Origin of the sequence: Micromonospora sp. HUAS YX12 (assembly GCF_040215685.1) — a bacterium.
Taxonomy (GTDB): Bacteria; Actinomycetota; Actinomycetes; order Mycobacteriales; family Micromonosporaceae; genus Micromonospora; species Micromonospora tulbaghiae.
In genome coordinates, this window is record NZ_CP157974.1 from 4,187,643 (window position 1) to 4,208,376 (window position 20,734).

The 20,734-nt window shown below is 71.9% G+C and carries 16 protein-coding genes, 1 pseudogene and 2 riboswitches; of the genes and pseudogenes, 8 read left to right on the forward strand and 9 right to left on the reverse strand.

Annotation, left to right across the window (positions count from 1 at the left end; translation table 11 throughout):
* Positions 1–27 precede the first annotated feature (27 nt).
* From ABIH81_RS20155 to ABIH81_RS20165, 3 genes and pseudogenes are all read right to left on the reverse strand, one after another.
* Positions 28–1,341 (reverse strand): annotated as a pseudogene (locus ABIH81_RS20155) (cobyrinate a,c-diamide synthase); the annotation flags it as partial.
* Complete coding sequence (gene cobO / locus ABIH81_RS20160; RefSeq protein WP_349876450.1) at positions 1,335–1,949, reverse strand: cob(I)yrinic acid a,c-diamide adenosyltransferase; 615 nt, start codon at positions 1,947–1,949, stop codon at positions 1,335–1,337. The pseudogene ABIH81_RS20155 and the gene cobO, both read right to left, overlap by 7 nt.
* Positions 1,949–3,952, reverse strand: coding sequence for a VWA domain-containing protein (locus tag ABIH81_RS20165; protein WP_349876451.1), 2,004 nt, complete (start codon positions 3,950–3,952; stop codon positions 1,949–1,951). The genes cobO and ABIH81_RS20165 overlap by 1 nt, the downstream gene beginning before the upstream one ends.
* Before the next feature lie 45 nt (positions 3,953–3,997).
* A riboswitch (cobalamin riboswitch) is annotated at positions 3,998–4,143 on the reverse strand.
* A gap of 69 nt (positions 4,144–4,212) precedes the next feature.
* Between ABIH81_RS20165 and cbiE the strand changes: the two genes are divergently transcribed.
* A complete protein-coding gene (cbiE, locus tag ABIH81_RS20170; protein WP_349876452.1) occupies positions 4,213–5,421 on the forward strand; it encodes a precorrin-6y C5,15-methyltransferase (decarboxylating) subunit CbiE in 1,209 nt (402 codons plus the stop codon).
* Complete coding sequence (locus tag ABIH81_RS20175) at positions 5,418–6,173, forward strand: SAM-dependent methyltransferase (protein ID WP_349876453.1); 756 nt, start codon at positions 5,418–5,420, stop codon at positions 6,171–6,173. The genes cbiE and ABIH81_RS20175 overlap by 4 nt, the downstream gene beginning before the upstream one ends.
* On the opposite strand, the gene ABIH81_RS20180 is transcribed toward ABIH81_RS20175, so the two are convergent.
* From ABIH81_RS20180 to ABIH81_RS20190, 3 genes are read right to left on the reverse strand one after another with little or no spacing between them, the layout of a single operon-like run.
* On the reverse strand, positions 6,174–7,676 hold the full coding sequence (locus tag ABIH81_RS20180; protein WP_349876454.1) for a precorrin-2 C(20)-methyltransferase: 1,503 nt from the start codon (positions 7,674–7,676) through the stop codon (positions 6,174–6,176).
* Between the two features lie 38 nt (positions 7,677–7,714).
* Positions 7,715–8,380 (reverse strand): precorrin-8X methylmutase, encoded by a 666-nt coding sequence (locus ABIH81_RS20185; RefSeq protein ID WP_349876455.1) that lies wholly within the window; start codon positions 8,378–8,380, stop codon positions 7,715–7,717.
* Positions 8,377–9,255, reverse strand: coding sequence for a sulfite reductase subunit beta (locus tag ABIH81_RS20190; RefSeq protein WP_349876456.1), 879 nt, complete (start codon positions 9,253–9,255; stop codon positions 8,377–8,379). Before ABIH81_RS20190 ends, ABIH81_RS20185 begins: the two co-directional genes overlap by 4 nt.
* Positions 9,256–9,302: 47 nt before the next feature.
* A riboswitch (cobalamin riboswitch) is annotated at positions 9,303–9,485 on the forward strand.
* Between the two features lie 122 nt (positions 9,486–9,607).
* On the opposite strand from ABIH81_RS20190, the gene ABIH81_RS20195 reads away from it, so the two are divergent.
* The 3 genes from ABIH81_RS20195 to cobF are packed head-to-tail and all read left to right on the forward strand — an operon-like array spanning position 9,608 to position 14,642.
* Complete coding sequence (locus ABIH81_RS20195; RefSeq protein WP_349876457.1) at positions 9,608–10,261, forward strand: (2Fe-2S) ferredoxin domain-containing protein; 654 nt, start codon at positions 9,608–9,610, stop codon at positions 10,259–10,261.
* Complete coding sequence (gene cobN, locus ABIH81_RS20200) at positions 10,258–13,854, forward strand: cobaltochelatase subunit CobN (RefSeq protein ID WP_349876458.1); 3,597 nt, start codon at positions 10,258–10,260, stop codon at positions 13,852–13,854. Before ABIH81_RS20195 ends, cobN begins: the two co-directional genes overlap by 4 nt.
* On the forward strand, positions 13,851–14,642 hold the full coding sequence (gene cobF / locus ABIH81_RS20205; RefSeq protein WP_349876459.1) for a precorrin-6A synthase (deacetylating): 792 nt from the start codon (positions 13,851–13,853) through the stop codon (positions 14,640–14,642). Before cobN ends, cobF begins: the two co-directional genes overlap by 4 nt.
* A 43-nt stretch (positions 14,643–14,685) precedes the next feature.
* On the opposite strand, the gene ABIH81_RS20210 is transcribed toward cobF, so the two are convergent.
* The gene (locus tag ABIH81_RS20210) at positions 14,686–15,429 is read right to left on the reverse strand and encodes an alpha/beta hydrolase (protein ID WP_349876460.1); all 744 of its coding nucleotides are present in this window, start codon (positions 15,427–15,429) and stop codon (positions 14,686–14,688) included.
* Between the two features lie 57 nt (positions 15,430–15,486).
* Here ABIH81_RS20210 and ABIH81_RS20215 point away from each other — a divergent pair, with 57 nt between their 5' ends.
* Positions 15,487–16,449 (forward strand): YafY family protein, encoded by a 963-nt coding sequence (locus tag ABIH81_RS20215; protein WP_349876461.1) that lies wholly within the window; start codon positions 15,487–15,489, stop codon positions 16,447–16,449.
* A gap of 201 nt (positions 16,450–16,650) precedes the next feature.
* Positions 16,651–16,977, forward strand: coding sequence for a TraR/DksA C4-type zinc finger protein (locus ABIH81_RS20220; RefSeq protein ID WP_349876462.1), 327 nt, complete (start codon positions 16,651–16,653; stop codon positions 16,975–16,977).
* Between the two features lie 92 nt (positions 16,978–17,069).
* Here the strand turns inward: ABIH81_RS20220 and ABIH81_RS20225 are convergent, their stop codons facing one another.
* Together ABIH81_RS20225 and ABIH81_RS20230 are read right to left on the reverse strand one after the other, a co-directional pair.
* Complete coding sequence (locus ABIH81_RS20225) at positions 17,070–17,633, reverse strand: NYN domain-containing protein (protein WP_349876463.1); 564 nt, start codon at positions 17,631–17,633, stop codon at positions 17,070–17,072.
* A gap of 204 nt (positions 17,634–17,837) precedes the next feature.
* Complete coding sequence (locus ABIH81_RS20230; protein ID WP_349876464.1) at positions 17,838–18,812, reverse strand: ATP-binding protein; 975 nt, start codon at positions 18,810–18,812, stop codon at positions 17,838–17,840.
* A gap of 308 nt (positions 18,813–19,120) precedes the next feature.
* On the opposite strand from ABIH81_RS20230, the gene ABIH81_RS20235 reads away from it, so the two are divergent.
* A complete protein-coding gene (locus tag ABIH81_RS20235) occupies positions 19,121–20,680 on the forward strand; it encodes a S8 family serine peptidase (protein WP_349876465.1) in 1,560 nt (519 codons plus the stop codon).
* The last annotated feature ends 54 nt before the right edge of the window (positions 20,681–20,734 follow it).

Here is a 20,734-nt window from a genome sequence, read left to right on the forward strand (position 1 = left end):
TTGCGACGCGACGGCGTCGGCGAAGGCTTGGGCGAGGTGAGGGTGACCGGCCCAGTGCACGTGCAGGTAGGACGCGCTCAGGGTGGGGCCGGCGTAACCGACGGGCCCGGCGTCGACCGTCCAGGCGGGACGGTCGCCGTGCACCGGGGCGACGGTCGTCCGGTGGAACTCGTGCGCGGTCGCTGCGGCTCCGGCCGGCCCGAGGAGCTGGTCGTCGGCCAGGACGGGGCGCCGGTAGGCCAGGGTGAGGCGCGGGGTCATGACGGCGTCCGCGTCGAGCGCCCCGACCATGGGGCGGCCGTCGACGGTGCGGCACAGGTACAGCAGACCGGCGCATTCGGCGACGGTGGGGACGCCGTCCAGCACGGCCTGGCGCAACTCGGCGCGCAGGCGCGTGTTCGCGCTCAGCGCCGCGGCGTGCACCTCCGGGAAGCCACCGCCCAGGTACAGCCCCCGAGTGCCGCTGGGCAGGTGTGGGTCGGTCGCGGGATCGAATGGGATGACGGCGCATCCCGCGGCTTCGAGCAGCTCGGTGGTCTCGGTGTAGCGGAAGGTGAACGCGCGGCCGGCCGCGACCGCCACCACGGGAGCCGTCGAGGCGGAGCGGCAGACCTGTCGGCTGGGCTCCCAGGGTGCTGCCTCGAGGTCCGGTGCGGTGCGCGAGATCTCCAGGACGGCGTCCAGATCCACGTGCGCCGCGACCTGCTCAGCGAGCCGGCCGAGCGAATCGGCCGCCGTGTCGCGTTCGGCGGCCGGAACGAGCCCGAGGTGCCGCGACGGGGCGCTGACTCCCTCGTCACGCCGGAGAATGCCCAGGACGGGGACGCCGACGGACTCCACGGCCCGGGCGACCTCGGCGGCATGGCGGGGGGAGCCCGCCTTGTTGAGTACGACGCCGGCGACTGTGACGCCGGGCTCGAAGGTCGCCATGCCGTGCACGACCGCGCCGACGCTGCGTGCGGCGTGCGAGACGTCCACGACGAGGACGACCGGTGTCCGGGTCAGCGTCGCGACGTGCGCGGTCGAGGCGAACCCGTCGCCGCCGATCTGGCCGTCGAACAGACCCATGACGCCTTCGACGACCGCGACGCCGGCGTTCCGCGCGCCGTGCAGCAGCAGAGGCACGATGAGCGAGGGGCCGACCAGGTGGGGGTCGAGATTGCGGCCGGGTCGACCGGTGGCGAGGGCGTGGTAACCGGGGTCGATGTAGTCCGGCCCCACCTTGTGGCCGGAGACGACGTGCCCGCGGGCGGCGAGCGCGGCCATGAGCCCGGTCGCGACCGTCGTCTTGCCGTGCCCGGAGGCCGGTGCCGCCACGAGGACCCGTGGCAGGGTCACCATTCGATGCCCCGCTGGCCCTTCTGGCCCACGTCCATCGGGTGCTTCACATGCTGCATCTCGGTGACCAGATCGGCGACCTCCAGCAGGCGTGGGTCCGCGCGGCGGCCCGTGACGACCACGTGCTGGGTTCCCGGGCGGTTCGCCAGGGTCTCGACGACATCGTCGACGTCCACCCAGCCCCACTGCATCGGGTAGGTGAACTCGTCCAGCACGTACAGGCGGTGCCGCTCGGACCGGATGCGCCGCTTGACTTCGGCCCAGCCCTCGGCCGCGGCGGCGGCGTGGTCTTCGTCGGTGCCGCTCTTGCGGCTCCACGACCAGCCCGAGCCCATCTTGTGCCACTCGACCGGGCCGCCTTCACCGGTCTCCTCGTGCAGGCGGGCGAGGCGTTCGAGCACGGTCTGCTCGCCGATGCGCCACTTGGCGGACTTCACGAACTGGAAGACACCGATGTCCCAGCCCTGGTTCCAGGCCCGCATCGCCAGGCCGAAGGCGGCGGTCGACTTCCCCTTGCCGTTACCGGTGTGGACCATGAGCAGCGGGCGGTTGCGACGCTGCCGCGTGCTGAGCCCGTCTTCGGGAACGATGAGCGGCTTGCCCTGCGGCATCAGGCCACCCGCTCGCGCCGTGCGGTCGCGGCGTGCACCACGCCGGTGAGACCGTCGGCAGTCACCTCGCCGAGTGGCATGTGCTCGGCCCGCAGGTGGGCGGCGAGCTGAGCCGCCAACCCGAGCCGGAAACGGCCCGTCTCGCAGTCGACGACGACGCTCTGCACGGCGGACGCGGCGAGGTGCCGGGCGCTGCGATGGGCTCGGCCGAGCGCATCCGGCCCGGCAGTGGCACGCCCGTCGGTGACGACCACGAGCAAGGGACGGCGCAACGGGTCGCGCAGCGCCTCCCGGCGCAGAACCTCCGCCGACTGCTCAAGGCCTTCGGCGAGCGGGGTTCGTCCGCCGGCGGGCAGCTGCGCCAGACGGCGTGAGGCGACGTCGACCGAGCCGGTCGGCGGCAACGCGACGTCCGCGGTGTGCCCGCGGAACGTCACCAGGGCCACCTTGTCACGGCGACGGTAGGCGTCCAGCAGCAGCGCGAGGACCGCTGTCTTGACCTGCTCCATGCGGCGCCGAGCGGCCATCGACCCGGACGCGTCGACGCAGAGCAGGACGAGGTTGGATTCCCGGCCGACGGTCTCGGCCCGACGCAGGTCGGTGGAGGACAGCACGAGGCCCCGGCCGGCGGTGAGACCGCCGCGGGAGACCTGGTGCGGTGCGGCGGCGGCGATCGTGGCGGGCAGGTGAAGCCGACCGGAGGTGGACCGGTCGCGTCTCACCCCGGCGACGCGGCCCTGCGGGGTGCGCGCTCGCGAGCGGCGTCCGGACTGCCCCTCACCGGTACCGTGCACGACGAGCAGCCGGGCGCGTACCGGCTGGCCGGCCGGGACGACCGTCCCGCTCGCCGCATCCGCCGGCGGTGCCTGGCGGCCGGGCTCCGCGCCGGAGCGCGGAAGGGACTCCGACGTGCCGCCCGGGGCCTGCTCGGCCCGATCGTCGTGCGGCGTTCCGCCGGGGCCGTCACCCGGGCCGTCATCCTCGGGGCCGGGATCGTCGCGGCCGAGTAGTTGATCGAGACGTTCCTCGTCCAGGCCCGGCTCATCGAACGGGTTGCGCCGACGCCGGTGCGGCAGGGCAAGCCGGGCCGCCACGCGGATGTCCGCGCGGGTCACCTGGTCGCGTCCCTGCCAGGCGGCGTGCGCGACGGCCGTCCGGGCGGTCACCAGGTCGGCGCGGAGCCCGTCGACGTCGAACGCGGCACAGATCTCGGCGATCGCCGTCAGCGTCTGATCGTCGAGCGTCACCGCTGCCACCGAGCGTTGCGCGTCGGCCAGACGGGCGCGCAGCTGTGCCTGCGCGTGCGCCCAGGCAGCGGTGAACGTGTCGGGGTCGGCGTCGAAGGCCAGCCGGCGGCGAACGGCCTCCGCCCGCAACGCCGGGTCGCGCGGAGCGGCCACCTCGACGGTCAGGCCGAAGCGGTCCAGCAGCTGCGGGCGTAGCTCGCCCTCCTCGGGGTTCATCGTGCCGATCAGCACGAACCGAGAGGCGTGTTCGACGGAGATGCCGTCGCGCTCGACGCTCACCCGCCCGGTGGCGGCGGCGTCCAGCAACAGGTCGACCAGGTGGTCATGCAGCAGGTTCACCTCGTCGACGTAGAGCAGGCCGCGGTGGGCACGAGCCAGCAGACCCGGCTCGAAGGCGACGACACCGTCGCGCAGCGCGGCGTCGAGTTGAAGGGAGCCGGTCACCCGGTCGTCGCTGGCGCCGATCGGCAGCTCCACGAGCCGAACCGGGCGCTCGACGACTCGTGTGGTCAGGTCGAACGGTCCGTCGGGGGACGCCGCGGCGGGGTCGTCCGGATCAACCGAGAAACGGTCGCCCTCGAAGACCCGGACGGGGGGCAGCACGTGGGCCAGTGCCCTGACGGTGGTGGTCTTGGCGGTGCCCTTCTCCCCACGGACCAGGACACCGCCGATGAGCGGGTCGATGGCGACCAGGGTGAGGGCGAGGGTCATGTCGTCGGAGCCGACGACGGCACAGAAGGGGTACTGCGCTGGCATGTAGGGCTCCCGCTCGATCTGCCATGGCGTTCCGCGTCGCGGTCGCGTCGCGGGTCGGATCGAGGCCGGTCTTCGGACTTCCCCGGTCTGTGCCGGGGTCACCGCAGCGGGCCCTGTGCCGGACTCTCACCGGCTTCCCAGATTCTCCCCGTAGCCGTCAGCTGTGGGGCACCTCGAACCTTGCCAGCCACCCTAGACGCTGTCCGGACGGTCCGGGCAGGGGCCCGGGTCCGGAACACACCGGGCTAAGGTTCACCCCCATGAGTGCGCACGTCACCGTCGTCGGGCTCGGAGCCGACGGCTGGGCGGGTCTGGCCGAACCGGCCCGAGCACTGGTACGCAGCGCGGCGACCCTGCTGGGCGGCCGCCGGCACCTCGAGTCGATGCCCGCGGTCAAGGGGCAGGACCGGGTCGTCTGGCCCTCCCCGCTCCGGGAACGCCTCGCCGGCATGCTGGAGGGCTGCCGTGAACCGGTCGTCGCACTCGCCTCGGGGGATCCGCTCGTATCCGGCATCGGCACGACGATGCTGGATGTCCTCGGCGCCGAACGGGTGACGGTCGTGCCGGCGGTGTCATCGGTCGCTCTCGCGCGTGCACGGCTGGGCTGGCCGGCCGAGACCACGACGGTGATCAGCCTGGTGGGCCGGGATCTCCGGTTGCTCGTGCCGGCCCTCGCCGCGGGCCGCCGGCTGCTGGTGCTGTCCAGTGACGAGTCGACGCCCGCGGCTGTCGCGGGGTTGCTCACCGAACACCGCTGGGGCGACTCGCGGATGGTCGTGCTCGGTGACCTGGGGTCGCCGGCTGAGTCGCGTGTGGAGGCGGTCGCTCACAGCTGGAATGTCGCCGGCGTGCCGAGGCTGAACATCGTGGCCGTGCAGGTCCAGGGGACCGGGCCGGGGTGGGCGACCGGTGGGGTGCTGCCTGACGAGGCGTTCGAGCACACCGGGCAGATCACCAAACGCGACCTGCGCGCCAGCGCACTGGCGCGGTTGTCGTCCGCCCCCGGGCAACTGCTGTGGGATGTCGGCGCCGGCAGCGGATCGATCGGGGTGGAGTGGATGCGTTCGTGGCCCACAGCCCGCGCGGTCGCGATCGAGCCACGTGCCGATCGGGCCGCCCTGGTTCGTGCCAACGCGCAGCGTCACGGGGTGCCCTCGCTCGAAGTCGTCCAGGACCGGGCACCCGACGCACTGCGCCACCTGCGACGTCCCGACGCGGTGTTCGTCGGCGGAGGCGCGACGACGCCGGGCGTGCTGGACAGTTGCTGGGCGGCGCTGCGTTCCGGAGGGCGGCTCGTCGTGCACGGCGTCACGGCCGAGACCGACGCTGTCCTGCTGGAGCGTTACCACCGCCACGGCGGCGAGCTGGTACGGCTGCACGTCGAGCGAGCCGAACCGCTCGGACGTTTCACCGGCTGGTCGCCGGGGCGTGCGGTCAGCCAGTGGTCCGTCACCAAGGGAGCATCATGACCGTTCACTTCGTCGGAGCCGGGCCCGGCGCCGCCGACCTGCTCACGCTGCGGGCCGTGCGGCTGCTCGACGCTGCCGACGTCTGCTTGTACCCGGGCACCTACCTGGACGCGGAAGTGCTCGGACACTGCCGCCCGCACGCCCGCCTGGTCGACACCCAGCACCTCGACCTCGACGAGATCACCGCTCAGCTGATCCGGGCGCACGCCGAAGGTCTGGAGGTGGTCCGACTGTGTTCCGGAGACCCGTCGCTGTACTCGGCCGTCCACGAGCAGACCCGTCGGCTCGACGCGGCCCAGGTGCCGTGGGACATCACCCCCGGCGTGCCCGCCTACGCCGCGGCCGCCGCCATCGTGGGGGCCGAGCTGACCGTGCCCGAGCTGGCCCAATCCGTCGTGCTCACCCGTGCGCAGGCCCGCTCGACGGCGATGCCCGACGGGGAGAAACTCGCCGCGTTCGCGGCGACCGGCGCGACACTGGCGCTGCACCTGGCCGTCACCCGGACCCGGGAGCTGGCCACCGAGCTGGCCGGGCACTACGGCGCGACGTGCCCAGCCGTGGTGGTGTCCCGGGCGACCCAGCCCGGTGAACTCGTGCTGCGCGGGACGCTGGCCGACATCGGTGCGCAGGTGGAGGCCGCGCAACTGCGCCAGGCAGCAGTCATCCTCGTCGGGCCGGCGCTGGGGCCGGATGTCCGCGGCGGCGAGTCGTTTCTGTACGCGGCCGGCCGCGAGCGCCCCGCCCGTCCTTGATCACCGCACGAAACGAGGACTCCAGACCTGGCCGCTCCCGGTGACACGGGTGGCCGAGGCGCCGACGAGCACCAGGCACCTCATGTCGATGGACTCCGCGTCCAGCTCGCCGAGAGTCGTCACGGAGAGGCTCTCGCCGGTCCGTCCGATGTCGCGCCCGACGACCACGATCGTGCCCGGCGGCTTCTGCTCCAGCAGCACCGCCTTGGCCCGCGCCAGCTGCGCGGTGCGCGAGCGCGAGCGCGGGTTGTACAGCGCGAGCACCAGGTCGGCCTCGGCGACGGAGCGCAGCCGCTTCTCCACCACCTCCCACGGCTTGAGCCGGTCGGACAGGCTCAGCACCGCGAAGTCGGCGCCGATGGGCGCGCCGGCGCGGGCCGCGACCGCCTGGACCGCCGAGATGCCCGGCACCACGCGGACCGCGACGCCGGCGTAGCGCGGGTCCTCGGCAGCTTCGAACACGGCCGACGCCATGCCGAAGATGCCGGCGTCGCCGCCGGAGACCACCGCGACCCGCTCACCGGCCAACGCGAGATCGAGCGCCTCGCGGGCGCGGTCCACCTCGACGCTGTTGCCGGAGGCGTGCCGCACCAGCCCGGGCCGCTGCGGTACACGCTGGACGTATGGTCCGTACCCGACGACGTGGCCCACCTCGGCCAGCACGTGCGAGGCCTCGGGGGAGAGCCACTCGTCCGGCCCGGGCCCCAGACCGACCACGACGACCTCCGCGCCGGGCGCCGCCCGGACCGGCTCGCGTTCGGGCCGGTCGTAGCGTGCGACGCCGGGACGCGTGTCGCCGGGCACCAGGACGATCGAGAAGTACGGGACCGTCGCGGGGTTGACGTCCGCGACGGGGAGCACCCGCTCGGCGTCCATCGAGGCGCGTTCGACGTACCAGGAACCCTCGATGCGTCCAGCCTGCTCCAGCGCTGAGCGGACCTTCGCGAAAGTGCGTCCGAGCTTCATGATCACCGCGCCGTCGGTGTCGGCCAGGCGCCGTGCCAGCTCGGGCTCGGGCAGGGTGCCCGGCAACACGGTGAGCACGTCGGTCTGGCGTACCAGGGGGAGCGCGGTGGTGGCCGTGGCGGCCGCGAACGCCGGCACGCCGGCGACCACGTGCGTCTCGAACTCCTCGCTCAGGCGGTCGTGCAGGTACATGAACGACCCGTACAGCATCGGGTCACCCTCGGACAGCACGACGACGTCGCGGCCCGCGGTCAGGTGGCGGCGCAGGCGATCGGCGCACTCGGCGTAGAAGTCGGCCATCGCGCCGGCATACCCGTCCGGGTGGTCGGTCGCCTGTGTCGTCACGGGATAGACGAGGGCCTCCTCGACCACGCCGCTGGGCAGGAGACCAGCCGCGATCCGCCGTGCGTTGGAACTCTTGCCGACGCCTTGGTGGTAGGCCACCACGGCCGCCGCACCGATGATCCGAGCGGCCTTGAGCGTGATCAGCTCGGGATCGCCGGGACCGACGCCGACGCCGTACAACCGGCCGCTCATGACGGCGCCGCGTTGATGATCCGCTCGCTGACGCTCGCTCATTCGCGCTCCTGGGCGAGGGCGTTGAGGGCCGAGGCGGCCATCGCCGAGCCGCCGCGGCGGCCGGTGACGACGAGGTACGGCACGTCGAGCTCCGGGTCGTCGCAGGCAAGGTCGATCAGCGCCTGCTTGGCCTCGGCGGCCCCGATGAAGCCGACCGGAGTGCCGATGACCGCCGCCGGCCGCGGTGCGCCGTCGCGCAGCATCTCCAGCAGGTGGAACAGCGCGGTCGGCGCGTTGCCGAACGCGACGACGGCGCCCTCGAGGTGTTCGGCCCACAGCGACACGGCGGCGGCCGAGCGCGTGGTCGACCAGGCGCGGGCGAGGCCGGGGACGCGCGCGTCGCGCAGCAGGCAGCGGACCTCGTTGTCGCGCGGCAGCCGGGCCCGGGTCACGCCCGCGGCGACCATGTGCGCATCGGTGAGGATCGGGGCGCCCGACTCCAGCGCCGAGCGGGCCGCGGCGACCAGCGCCGGGTGGATGACGAGGTCGCGAGCCAGGTCGGTCTGCCCGCACGCGTGGATCATCCGGACCGCGACCTTCTCCGCGTCGACCGGGACGCCCGACAGGTCGGCCTCGGCGCGGATGGTCGCGAACGAGTCGACGTAGATCTGCCCGCCGTCGGTCACGTAGTCGTAGCGGCGTGTCGGTGGGGCGAGGGTCATGCGTTCTCCAGGTCAGGCACGATCAGGGTGCGCCACGGCGTGACGATGACGTGCGGGGTGTCCCAGGCGACGATCTCATCCACCAGGCGCCGGTCCAGGCCGCTGCCGGGCACGGCGAGGTGCAGCGCGTGGCGGCCGTCGTCCTGGGTGATCCTGCCAAGGGCCGGCGGGCCGGTGGCCACCCGGGTGCCGGGCAGGGCCTCGACCCGCTCGCCCAGCAGGGCTTCACCGCCTGCGGGCAGCTCGTCGACGTGCCACGGTGATCCCGGCTGCGCTCCGGCGGCCTCGAGGAAACGAGCGGCGAGCGTCGTCAGGGCCTGCGCGGCCCGGTCGAGGGTCACCACCTCGCCCCACGCCGAACGGCCGGCGCGGATCCGGGCACGGCCGGCGTCGACGGCGACCAGGCCGAGGTCGAGGTTCCGGCCGGCCACATCGCCGCGGCCGTCGTCCAGGACGAACAGGAACCGGCCGGGCAACTCGGCGAGACCGGCCTCCGCGCACACCAGTTCATCCAGCCTGCGTACGACCGGCCGCAGGTCGGCCCGTCCACCGACCCGCCCGGTCAGCGGCGAGACCATGATGTTGCGCACCCGCTCGTGGGACGGCGACGGGATCAGACCCGTGGCCATCACCGCGTCGACGACCGTCTCCGGCAGAACCCCGCCGTCGTGGTGCAAGCCCCGCAGCTGGAGGTTGGCGCGGCTGGTCAGGCGTATCGCACCGTCGCCGTGCTGCTCGGCCACGTCCGCCAGCGCGACGAGCGCGTCGATGGGCAGGGTTCCCCCCGGCAACCGCACGCGGACCAGTGCGCCGTCCTCGGCGATCCACGGGCGTAGCAGGCCTGGGCACAGGTCGCGTCGGGTACGTGTGGTCACGGCGTCATGGTGCCAGGATCCGGCTGTTCCCTGCCCGACGGCTGGGCTGCTACGGTCCTCTCGCCAGTCGAACTCAGCGATGAGCCAGGGAACCCGGTGGGAATCCGGGACTGACGCGCAGCGGTGTGGGTGACGGGCGGAGCACGAGGCCACTGGACCGACCGGTCTGGGAAGGCGCTCCGTCCGGACGATCCCGAGTCCGAAGACCTGCTGGCCCTCACGGCACCCGCCGTCGGGTCTTACCGGGCTTCGCGAAACAGCCCCCGACCTCGTAAGGGGAACACGTGCGCGCACCTGCGTCCGCCGTGGAGCGGTACGACGTCACGGACCGTGCGATGGAGAAGCGGCAGCCGTGAGCGCGCTCATACACGTTGCGACACTGCTGCAGGACGCCGCCCGCGCCGACCAGTTGCACCGGTGTGCGCGAGCCGCCGGCGCCCAGCTGGCGTTCCTGCAAGGCGGCGACCCGACGTTGACCCACCTGCTCGATCGGCTGCACGCCGACGGCGTCCGTGCCGTCCGGCTGGAGCCGGTGAGCACCGACGACCTTCCGTATGCCCGATCCTGGATCGGCCGGGTCGCCGGCCACTGGCGCCGGCAGCAGGCCGACCCGCCGGTGATCGAATTCGGCGGGCGCACCGTCACCGGAGGCGAGGCACCGCTCTCGTCACCGGCATGGGAGCAGCCGCCGCGGTACCGGCACCACCTGCTGGTCTGCCGCGGCCCGCGGTGCAGCGCCCGCGGGGCGGACGAGACGTACCGCGAGATTCTCCGGTCCCTCGTGATGGCCGGACTCACCGACGCAGACGTCCTCATGGCGCAGACCGGTTGCCTGTTCCCGTGCAACCACGGGCCGGTGGCCGTGGTGCATCCCGACGGCACCTGGTACGGCCCGGTGCGCCCCGACGGCGCCGAGCGGCTGGTCCGCGAGCACCTGGGCGCCGGCCGGCCCGTCGACGACCTGCGCATTCCGCGCACGCCTGCGCCCATCGAAGGAGAAGCATGACCCGCATCGCTCTCATGTCGACCTCGGACACCGACCTGCTCTCGGCACGTACCAGCGGCGCGGGCTACTCCTGGCTGAACCCCGTCCGGGCCACCGGCGAGCGCCGTGACGCGCTCGTCGCCGCAGCGGACCTCGTCGTGCTGCGTGTGCTCGGGTCACCCGAGGACGTCCGCGACCTCACCGCGCGCGTCCACGCGTCCGGCCGTCCCTGTGTGGTGCTCGGCGGTGAACGCACGCCCAACGCCGCCCTGATGGAGTTGTCGACCGTCCCGATCGGGGTGTGCGCCGAAGCGCACCGTTACCTCGCCGAAGGCGGCCCCGAGAACCTGCGGCAGATGCACGCCTTTCTCTCCGACACCGTGCTGCTGACCGGCGAGGGCTTCGAGCCCCCGGCGGTGCTGCCCGAGTGGGGGGTGTCCCGCCCGGCGGCCGGCGACCTGCCGCGCGTCGGCATCGTGTACTACCGGGCCCACGAGGTGAGTGGCAACCACAGCTTCGCCCACGACCTGGCCGACGCGGTCGACGCCACCGGTACGGCCACCGGCGTCCCGATCTTCGTGTCGTCGCTGCGCGCGGCCCCCGACGAGCTGTTCGACGAGCTCGCCACCCTCGACGCGATCGTCGTCACCGTGCTCGCAGCCGGGGGCTCCAGGCCCGCCGCGGCCGGCGCGGGCGGGGACGACGAGTCGTGGGACGTCGAGCGGCTCCGGGCACTCGACGTCCCCGTGCTGCAGGCACTCGCGCTGACCTCGACGAAGGCCGAGTGGGAGGCCTCCGACGACGGCGTCACCCCGCTGGACTCCGCCACCCAGATCGCCATCCCCGAGTTCGACGGCCGGCTGATCACTGTCCCGTTCTCGTTCAAGGAGGTCGACGACGACGGCCTGCCCCGCTACGAGACCGACGCCGAGCGGTGCGCCCGGGTCGCCGGCATCGCGGTGAACCACGCGCGGCTCCGGCGCCTGGCACCCGCCGAGCGCAAGGTCGCGCTCGTGCTGTCGGCCTACCCGACCAAGCACAGCCGGATCGGCAACGCCGTCGGCCTGGACACCCCCGTCTCCGCGATCCGGCTCCTGCGTCGCATGCGTGCGGCCGGCTACGACCTCGGCTCGCCCGGCGAGATCCCGGGCCTGGACCCGCTGCCGATGGTCGAGGGCGAAGATCCCGACACCACGTCGGGCAACGCGCTGATCCACGCACTCATCGCCGCCGGTGGTCAGGACGAGGAGTGGCTCACCCAGGCTCAACTGACCGAGTCCCACGTCCGCATCAGCCACGACCAGTACCTGCGCTGGACCGCGGACCTGCCCGCCGCGCTGCGCGACGCGATGACTACAACCTGGGGTGAGGCACCCGGCTCGCTGTTCGTCGACGACTCCGGCCACATCGTGCTGGCGACCCTGCGCGCCGGCAACGTGGTGATCCTCATCCAACCGCCGCGCGGCTTCGGGGAGAACCCGGTCGCGATCTACCACGACCCGGACATGCCGCCCTCGCACCACTACCTGGCCGCCTACCGCTGGCTCGAGAACGGCTTCGGCGCGGACGCGGTGGTTCACCTCGGCAAGCACGGCTCGATGGAGTGGCTGCCGGGCAAGAACGCGGCGCTGTCGGCCGCCTGCGCCACCGACGCGGCGATCGGCAGCATGCCGCTCATCTACCCGTTTCTGGTCAACGACCCCGGCGAGGGGGCACAGGCCAAGCGCCGAGCCCACGCCACGATCGTCGACCATCTGGTTCCGCCGATGGCGCGTGCCGAGGGGTACGGCGACATCGCCAAGCTCGAGCAGCTACTCGACGAGCACGCCAACGTCGCCGCTATGGACCCGGCCAAGCTCCCGGCGGTCCGCCAGCAGATCTGGACGCTCATGCAGTCCGCCCAGATGCATCGTGACCTGGGTCTGGAGGAGCGACCCGGCGACGAGGAGTTCGACGACTTCCTGCTGCACGTCGACGGCTGGCTGTGCGAGATCAAGGACGTGCAGATCCGCGACGGCCTGCACGTCCTGGGGCAGGCGCCGGTCGGTGAGGCCCGCGTCAACCTCGTGCTGGCCGTGTTGCGGGCGACCCAGGTCTGGGGTGGGCAGGAGAAGGCGCTACCCGGGCTGCGCGCGGCGCTCGGCCTGACCGAGGACGCCCCACTCGCCGAGGTCGACGCGGTCGAGACCCAGGCGCGAGCCCTCGTGAGCGCGATGGAGAAGGCGGGCTGGGACGTCGCGGCCGTCGAGTCCGTGCATCAGGATCCGGCGGTGCGAAACGTCCTGCGGTTCGCCGCCGAGCAGGTGGTTCCCCGCCTGGCGGCCACGACCGACGAGCTGAGCAACGTGCTGCACGCCCTGGACGGCGGTTTCGTCCCGGCCGGCCCGTCCGGGTCCCCGCTGCGCGGTCTGGTGAACGTCCTGCCCACCGGGCGCAACTTCTACACCGTCGACCCGAGGGCGGTGCCCTCGCGGCTGGCCTGGGAGACCGGCCAGGCGATGGCCGAGTCGCTCGTCGCCCGCCACCTGGCGGACACCGGCGAGCACCCCCGCTCGGTCGGCCTGTCGGTGTGGGGAACCTCCGCCATGCGCACCTCCGGTGACGACATCGCCGAGGTTCTCGCGCTGCTCGGCGTTCGTCCCATGTGGGATCCGGCCTCCCGGCGGGTCAACGGCCTGGAGGTCATCGGCCTGGACGAGCTGGGCCGTCCCCGCATCGACGTGACCCTGCGCGTCTCGGGCTTCTTCCGGGACGCTTTCCCGCATGTCATCGAGATCCTCGACGACGCGGTGCAGCTCGTCGCGCAGCTGGACGAGCCGGACGAGCTCAACTTCGTCCGCGCCCACACCCGTCAGGACCTGGCCGAGCACGGCGACCTGCGCCGCGCCACGACGCGGATCTTCGGCTCGAAGCCGGGTTCGTACGGCGCCGGAATCCTGCAGGTGGTGGAGTCCGGCACGTGGCGCGACGACGCCGACCTCGCCGAGGTCTACACCGCGTGGGGCGGCTTCGCCTACGGCCGAGCGCTGAACGGCGTCGCCGCCGGCGACGAGATGCGCCGCAGCTACAAGCGCATCGCGGTGGCGGCCAAGAACATCGACTCCCGCGAGCACGACATCGCCGACTCCGACGACTACTTCCAATACCACGGAGGCATGATCGCGACGGTCCGCGCGCTTACCGGGACCGAACCGAGAGCGTACGTCGGCGACTCGACGACCCCCGATGCCGTACGCACCCGCAGCCTGCAGGAGGAGACGAACCGCGTCTTCCGCTCGCGGGTGGTCAACCCGCGGTGGATCGCCGCGATGCAGCGCCACGGCTACAAGGGTGCCTTCGAGCTCGCGGCGACCGTCGACTACCTGTTCGGCTTCGACGCCACGGCCGGCGTCGTACACGACTGGATGTACGAGTCGCTGGCCAAGGAGTACGTCCTGGACGAGACGAACCAGCAGTTCATGCGCCGGGCCAATCCGTGGGCGCTGCGCGGCATCGTCGAACGGCTCACCGAGGCGGCCGACCGCGGCCTGTGGGCCGAGCCGGACACCACAGTGATGGCCGAGATGGCACGCGTGTACCTCGAAATCGAGGGTGACCTGGAGGACGACGCATGACCCGGCGCCTCGCGCTTGTGGGGCTCGGACCGGGAGACCCCGAGCTCGTGACGGCCCAGGCCGCCCGGGTGCTCAACGAGGTCGACTACTTCCTCGTCGCCGACAAGACCGAGCAACATCCCGGCACGGCGGACCTGATCGCGATGCGCGAGGCGATCTGCGCGCGACATGTGAGGAAGAAGCGGCGCCTCGTTTCCGTGCCCGACCCCGAACGCGACCGCACCGACCCGCCCGACTACGAGGGCGCTGTCCGGACCTGGCACGAGGCCCGGGCGGTCCGCTGGGAGCAGACGCTGCTGGACCATCCCGGCGACGCCGCCATCCTGGTCTGGGGCGACCCCACGCTGTACGACTCGGCCATCAGGCTGGCCCACCGGATCGTCGAACGGGGAGTCGTCGACGTCGAGGTGGAGGTCGTGCCGGGACTCAGCAGCGTCCAACTGCTCGCGGCCCGGCACGGCCTGGTACTCAACACGATCGGCGGGTCGATCACGATCACGACCGGCCGGCGCCTTCTCGAGGACGCCGCCGCCGGCGGCGACAACCTGCTCGTCATGCTTGACGGGACGCTGACCTGTCGGCGTCTACCCGACCCGGCCGGTTGGCGGATCTGGTGGGGCGCGAACCTCGGATCGGCGCACGAGCAGCTTGTCGCGGGCGACCTCGACCGAGTCGCCGATGAGATCTGGGCGCGGCGCGCCCTTGCTCGGCAAGCCTGTGGCTGGGTGATGGACACCTATCTGCTGCGCAGAGGAGGAGTGTCTAGAGAGCCGGCTGATCCTGGCTGACGTGGCCGATGGCCGGCTCGGCTGAGCCGGCCCTCGGTAGCGATTATGCCGTCGGCCTGGCTTGGTGCAGGATCTGGGCCAGCTCGGCCGGGCGGCTGAGCATCGGCCAGTGCCACGTCGGCAGTTCCTCGTACCGCCACGAGTCGCCGGCCAGGTGCCGGCACAGCGGCATGGTGGCGGCCATCTCGCGTGCCTGCTCGGCGGTGAAGCTCGACAGCACGCCGAGGCGGGGCAGCTTCTCCCACGCCCCGGTGAGCCGCACCGGGGTGGTGGCGGTCGCCCACGGTTGGGCGGCCGATCGCTCAGCGAGCAGCGTGACGACCGATTCATCCACATCTGCTGCTGTCGCCGCTAGTTCGGCCCACGGCGGGGGTGGCAGCCGCCAGCCATCGCCGTGTTCGGCGACCACCGCCGCGTTGCGTTCACGCTCCTGGGGTGGGTTGAAGTCGTCGTTCGCCGCCCCGTCGGGCAGTGGGCCGGTGTCGACGAAGACCAGCTGGGCCATGCGGTCGGTCATGCGGTCGGCGGCGGCGGTCGTCACGACCGCGCCGGCGTAGCTGTGCCCGACGAGGACCACGTCGTGCAGGTCCTCGTAGCGCAGCAGGTTGACCACATCGGTGACGTGGACGTCGAGGTCGGTGTCCGGCCGGGCCAGGTGGGCGCGCTCGCCCAGGCCGGTCAGACTCAGCGGGTACACCTCGTGGCCGTGCCCACGCAGGGCGGCGGCGACCGGGCGCCAGGCCCACGCGCCGAGCCAGAACCCGGGAACCAGTACGAATGTCGTCATGCATCACACGCTACGATCAATACCGGACAGAACCCGCCCGGATTAGGAGTCAGATCATTGGCCCGGCCCACCGCGCGCGTACTGGCGTTGCTGGAGATCCTCCAGGCCGGTGGCGGCTTCACCGTGGCTGACCTGGCCGGTCGGCTGGGCGTCGACGAGCGCACGGTCCGCCGCTACGCGGCGCACCTCGCCGACCTCGGCATCCCGGTCGAGGCCCGGCGCGGTCGCTACGGCGGGTACCGGCTCGCGCCCGGATACAAGTTGCCGCCACTCATGCTCACCGACGAGGAGGCGGTTGCCGTCCTGCTCGGGCTCGTCGCCGCTACCCGGGCAGGGCTGGTCACCACCGAAGGCGCGGCCGCCGAGAGCGCCACCGCGAAGATCCGCCGGGTACTGCCGGCCGTCCTCGCCCGGCGGATCGATTCGCTGCTGGACACCGTGGACTTCACCGCACCGATCCGCAAGCCCGCCCCGCCCGGCATCGAGGTGCTGCTGGTGCTCGCCGAAGCGGCCCGGCACCAGCAGCCGGTGAGCATCACCTACACCACCTGGCGCGGCCGGTCCGGCGAGCGGCAGCTCGACCCGTACGGGCTGGTCTTCCACGCCGGCCGCTGGTACGTCACCGGTCACGACCACCACCGCCGGGGCGTGCGGACGTTCCGGCTCGACCGGATCGGGACAGCCCGCCCCGCCCAGGGCGGGTTCGACATCCCGGCCGGCTTCGATCCGGCCACGCAGGTACTTGCCGGGCTGGCAGCCGTGCCGTACGCGCACGACATCTCCGTGGTACTGCACACCAGCCTGGAGCAGGCGCGGCGACGGATCCCGCCGTCGGTCGGCACACTCACCGAGGTGCCCGGCGGAGTGCGCCTCACCACCCGGGCCGAACGGCTCGACGGTGCCGCACAAATGCTCGCCGGGCTCGGCTGGCCGTTCACGATCGACCGGCCGCACGAACTCAAGGACGAGATACGCGCGCTCGCCACCCGGCTGCTCACCGACGTCAACGCCGGAGGGTAAGCAGCAGTCACAAGTGTCGTATTCGTAAACGGGTTTCTTGAAAATGCACTCGCTGCAATCGGATCACTCCGACGCCCGGATGGATTTGGGTGGTGAGTCTGAAAGCGAGCACCAGTCGGTAGTGAGGCAATCAGATGCAGCCACCCGTGCGCGTTCCTCCATGGCCCGTCTGTGCGGGCCGGAGGCCGTTAGGCTGCGCGTATGGTCCGGGATGAACTGCTACGGCTGCGAGCGAGGGCGGAGGCTGAGGCGGCGACGCTGGCCCAGGATCTGGAGGCGCTGTTCCTGGCATCGCGGGATTCGAATGCCGACGACGAGCACGACCCGGAGGGCGCCACCATCGGCTTCGAACGCGCCCAGTTGACCGCGCTGCTGGCCGGGGCGCGGCAGCGGATCGCCGACGTCGACGACGCGCTGCGTCGGGTGGACGCGGAGACCTACGGCGTCTGCGAACGATGCGGGCAGCCGATCGGCGATGAACGGCTCGCCGCGCGGCCGTTCGCCCGCTTCTGCATAAGATGCGCATAGGGCATCAAGGAGAGTGAACGCTGCGGGTGTTCACTAATTGCGCGGTAGGCGCAGCCAAGGTGACTGCGGCCGGCCCGCGGATGCTGTCCGGCCTACAAGAAGCGCTCAGGGTCGAAGCTCTCGAGGTCGATGATGCGAACCCGAGGAAGGACGTTGGTGAAGCAGCCCGCATCCTCCTCGATGTCGAATACCTGCAGGCCCGGCAGGTCGGCGAAGCCGGCGTTGAGGAACTCCTTGAACCCGACGATCGCGACCCGATGATCACCCCGTAGGAGTTCGTCGACCTGCGGCAGGAAGTCGCCGTCGTGGCTGGCGAGCATCACATTGCCCGAGCGCCGGGCGATAGCCTCCAACGTCCGCTGGATGCCGATGTCCACCACCTTCTGATCCGATGATCCAGCGAGCGGAATGGGCCGGTATTCCATGCTCAGGAGGGCCCGGACGAACGGCATCGGCAGACCGCCGCCCGAGGCGTTGAGGAAGAACAGCGCCTTCACCGGCTGCTGCCACGTGTCCCGCGCGAAGTCCCGCAGACGCTCCCACCGAGGTCGCTCCGCAGGGGCCGGCCGGCGCTCCAGAACACTGTTGCCGAGAGTGGCATCGATGTTCTCCCCGTCCACGATGAGGTACGTGACGGGTTCGGTTGTACCGGACATAGGCGTGCCTCTCGAGTCGAGCAGCGAGCGCGGACCGGTCGAGCCCGAGCGTTTGCCGTGCCGGCGGAAGCCGTGCTCATGGTCAAGGGTATTGCCTGCCGGCCCTGCCGGCAGACAGCATCCGACTCCCATCTGCCGCTCCGGGTGGGCTGGTGTTCACCACCGCTGGTGGAGTGACCCCGCTCGGCGGGCACACCCTCGATGTCAGGCGGTTGCCGCCGACGGCGCGCCGGCGCGGGCGGGGCCCAGTCGGAAGTCGGGGTCGATCTGGGCGGTGAGGTCGACACCGGCGCGGTCGTTGGCCCACGCGACCGCGTTGCGGCGGTGGAACTCGTGGGCATGCCGGGCGAAGGCGTCCCAGTCCTGCACGGTGTCGTCCACCGCGGCGGCGAGCTGAGCCAGGACCGCCCGGTTGGCCGCCTCCAGCTGTGACAACGGCTCGACCGCGCCGCGTTCGGCGCGCCGTACGTAGGCCGAGCGGCTCACCCAGGTGAGCAGGTCCTCGCCCACGTGCTCGCGCAGGAAGTCCACGTCCGAGGCGTCCTCGACCTTGTTGCCGACCACGGACAGGGCGACGCCGTAGTCGCGGGCGTAGCCGGCGTACTGCCGGTAGACACCGACACTGCGCAGGGTCGGCTCGCAGACCAGGAAGGTGCGGTCGAAGCGGGTGAACAACCCTGAGGCGAACGAGTCGGCCCCCGCGGTCATGTCCACCACCACGTACTCGCCCGGCCCGTCCTGCAGGTGGTTGAGCAGCAGTTCCACCGCGCCGACCTTGGAGTGGTAACAGGAGACACCGAGGTCCTCGGCGGTGAAGGCCCCGGTTGCCGCGACGCGCACGCCGTTGACGTCCCGGACGCACGCGGCGTAGACGGGGTTGTCCTCCACCACCCGCAGCAGCCGGGATCCGGTGCCGGGCGGGGTCGTCTTCACCATCTCGGCGGCGGAGCCGATCCGCGGGTTCGTGCCCCGCAGGTACTCCTTGATCTCGGGCAGGTGCTCCCCGAGCGGCGGCAGTTGCGCGGCGACGGAGGCAGGCGCGCCGAGGGCTGCCGCCAGATGCTGGTTGATGTCGGCGTCGATGGCCAGCACCGGGCCCCGGCCGGTGAGGTGGCGGGCGAACATGGCGGCGAGGGTCGTCTTGCCGCTGCCACCCTTGCCGACGAAAGCGATCTTCACGACTGACCTTCCGGGTACATCCAGGCGATAACCGTTTTCATGCCCGTTACTGTAGATGCTCGAAGGCCCGTGACGGCAGAAAGTGGACACGTGTCGTCGATCGAGGCGACAAGAAGGCCGCCATTCGGTGCGAACCGGGCGGGGTTGCGCGTATGCCGAGGCCGACGCCGGCCCATAACCTCGAAATATCCATCATCTGCTATGCCCTGGTCGGAGCGGCGACTCCTATGATCGTCGTCAATCGGCGCCGATCGATCACTCTGCTACCGCGGACGGACGGTCCGGCGCCGGCCGGAGGAGGAATGCAGATGCGTCCATCGTGCAAGTCCGCGCTCGTCGGGGTGACCGCCCTGACGATGCTGATGGCGGCCACCCCCGCCATGGCGGCCGACCCGGTCGGCGTGGTGCGAGAGGCGGGCGGCGCCACCGCCGTTGCCGACAGCTACCTCGTCGTGTTCAAGGAGGCCTCGGTCACCCGGGCCCGGGTCGCAGACACCGCCCGGCGGCTGACCGGCCGGCACGGCGGCGCGGTCGCCCGTACCTGGGGCGCCGCGCTGCGGGGCTTCGAAGTGCGGGTCGACGCGCGCGCCGCCGCGCGGATCGCCGCCGACCCGTCCGTGGCCTACGTGCAGCAGAACCACACCGTCTCGATCAGTGCCACCCAGACCAACCCGCCGTCGTGGGGCCTGGACCGCATCGACCAGCGCAACCTGCCGCTGGACAGCTCCTACACCTACCCGAATACGGCGAGCAACGTACACGCCTACATCATCGACACCGGCATCCGCACCACGCACAGCACCTTCGGCGGCCGGGCCGCCTGGGGCACCAACACCGTCGACAGCAACAACACCGACTGCAACGGGCACGGCACGCACGTCGCCGGCACCGTCGGCGGCTCGGCCTACGGCGTGGCGAAGGGAGTGCAGCTGGTCGCGGTCAAGGTGCTCAACTGCTCGGGCAGCGGCACCACCGCCGGCGTCGTCTCCGGCGTGGACTGGGTCACCGCCAACGCGGTCAAGCCCGCGGTGGCCAACATGAGCCTCGGCGGCGGCGTCGACACCACCCTGGACGCCGCGGTGCGCAACTCGATCGCCTCCGGCGTCACCTACGGCCTGGCCGCCGGCAACGACTACGGCGCGAACGCCTGCAACAGTTCACCGGCGCGCACCGCCGAGGGGATCACGGTCGGCTCGACCACCAGCAGCGACGCCCGCTCGTCCTTCTCCAACATCGGCACGTGTCTGGACATCTTCGCACCCGGCTCGTCGATCACCTCCGCCTGGAACAGCAGCGACACGGCGACCAACACGATCAGCGGCACGTCGATGGCCACCCCGCACGTGGTCGGCGCGGCGGCGCTGGTGGCGAGCGCCAACCCGTCCTGGACCCCGCAGCAGGTCCGCGACTACCTGGTGAACAACGCCACCAGCAACGTGGTGACCAACCCCGGCAGCGGCTCGCCCAACAAGCTGCTCTACGTCGTCAACGGAAGCACCCCACCGCCGCCCCCGCCGACCGGCTGTACCGGCACCAACGGCACGGATGTGACGATCCCCGACGCCGGTTCGGCCGTGACCAGCGCCATCGCCATCTCCGGCTGCGGTCGCAACGCCTCGGCGACCGCAACCGTCGCGGTCAGCATCGTCCACACCTACCGGGGTGACCTGGTCATCGACCTGCTCGCACCGGACGGCACCAGCTACCGGCTGAAGAACAGCAGCGGCTCGGACAGCGCCGACAACGTCAACGCCACCTACACCGTCAACCTCTCCTCGGAGGCGGCGGACGGCACCTGGCGGCTTCAGGTACGCGACGTCTACTCCGCCGACACCGGCTACCTCAACACCTGGACGCTCACCGTCTGATCATCCCGCTCACGCCTCACGCCTCACGGAGCGGACACCGTGACGATGCGGCCG

Bases quoted from the DNA above. Each gene is read 5' to 3' on its own strand.
- ABIH81_RS20235 (WP_349876465.1), top strand. From the start codon at position 19,121: ATGCGTCCATCGTGCAAGTCCGCGCTCGTCGGGGTGACCGCCCTGACG.
- ABIH81_RS20175 (WP_349876453.1), top strand. From the start codon at position 5,418: ATGACCGTTCACTTCGTCGGAGCCGGGCCCGGCGCCGCCGACCTGCTC.
- cobF (WP_349876459.1), top strand. From the start codon at position 13,851: ATGACCCGGCGCCTCGCGCTTGTGGGGCTCGGACCGGGAGACCCCGAG.
- ABIH81_RS20180 (WP_349876454.1), bottom strand. From the start codon at position 7,676: ATGAGCGGCCGGTTGTACGGCGTCGGCGTCGGTCCCGGCGATCCCGAG.
- ABIH81_RS20210 (WP_349876460.1), bottom strand. From the start codon at position 15,429: ATGACGACATTCGTACTGGTTCCCGGGTTCTGGCTCGGCGCGTGGGCC.
- cobN (WP_349876458.1), top strand. From the start codon at position 10,258: ATGACCCGCATCGCTCTCATGTCGACCTCGGACACCGACCTGCTCTCG.
- cbiE (WP_349876452.1), top strand. From the start codon at position 4,213: ATGAGTGCGCACGTCACCGTCGTCGGGCTCGGAGCCGACGGCTGGGCG.
- ABIH81_RS20185 (WP_349876455.1), bottom strand. From the start codon at position 8,380: ATGACCCTCGCCCCACCGACACGCCGCTACGACTACGTGACCGACGGC.
- ABIH81_RS20220 (WP_349876462.1), top strand. From the start codon at position 16,651: ATGGTCCGGGATGAACTGCTACGGCTGCGAGCGAGGGCGGAGGCTGAG.
- ABIH81_RS20165 (WP_349876451.1), bottom strand. From the start codon at position 3,952: ATGCCAGCGCAGTACCCCTTCTGTGCCGTCGTCGGCTCCGACGACATG.
- ABIH81_RS20225 (WP_349876463.1), bottom strand. From the start codon at position 17,633: ATGTCCGGTACAACCGAACCCGTCACGTACCTCATCGTGGACGGGGAG.
- cobO (WP_349876450.1), bottom strand. From the start codon at position 1,949: ATGCCGCAGGGCAAGCCGCTCATCGTTCCCGAAGACGGGCTCAGCACG.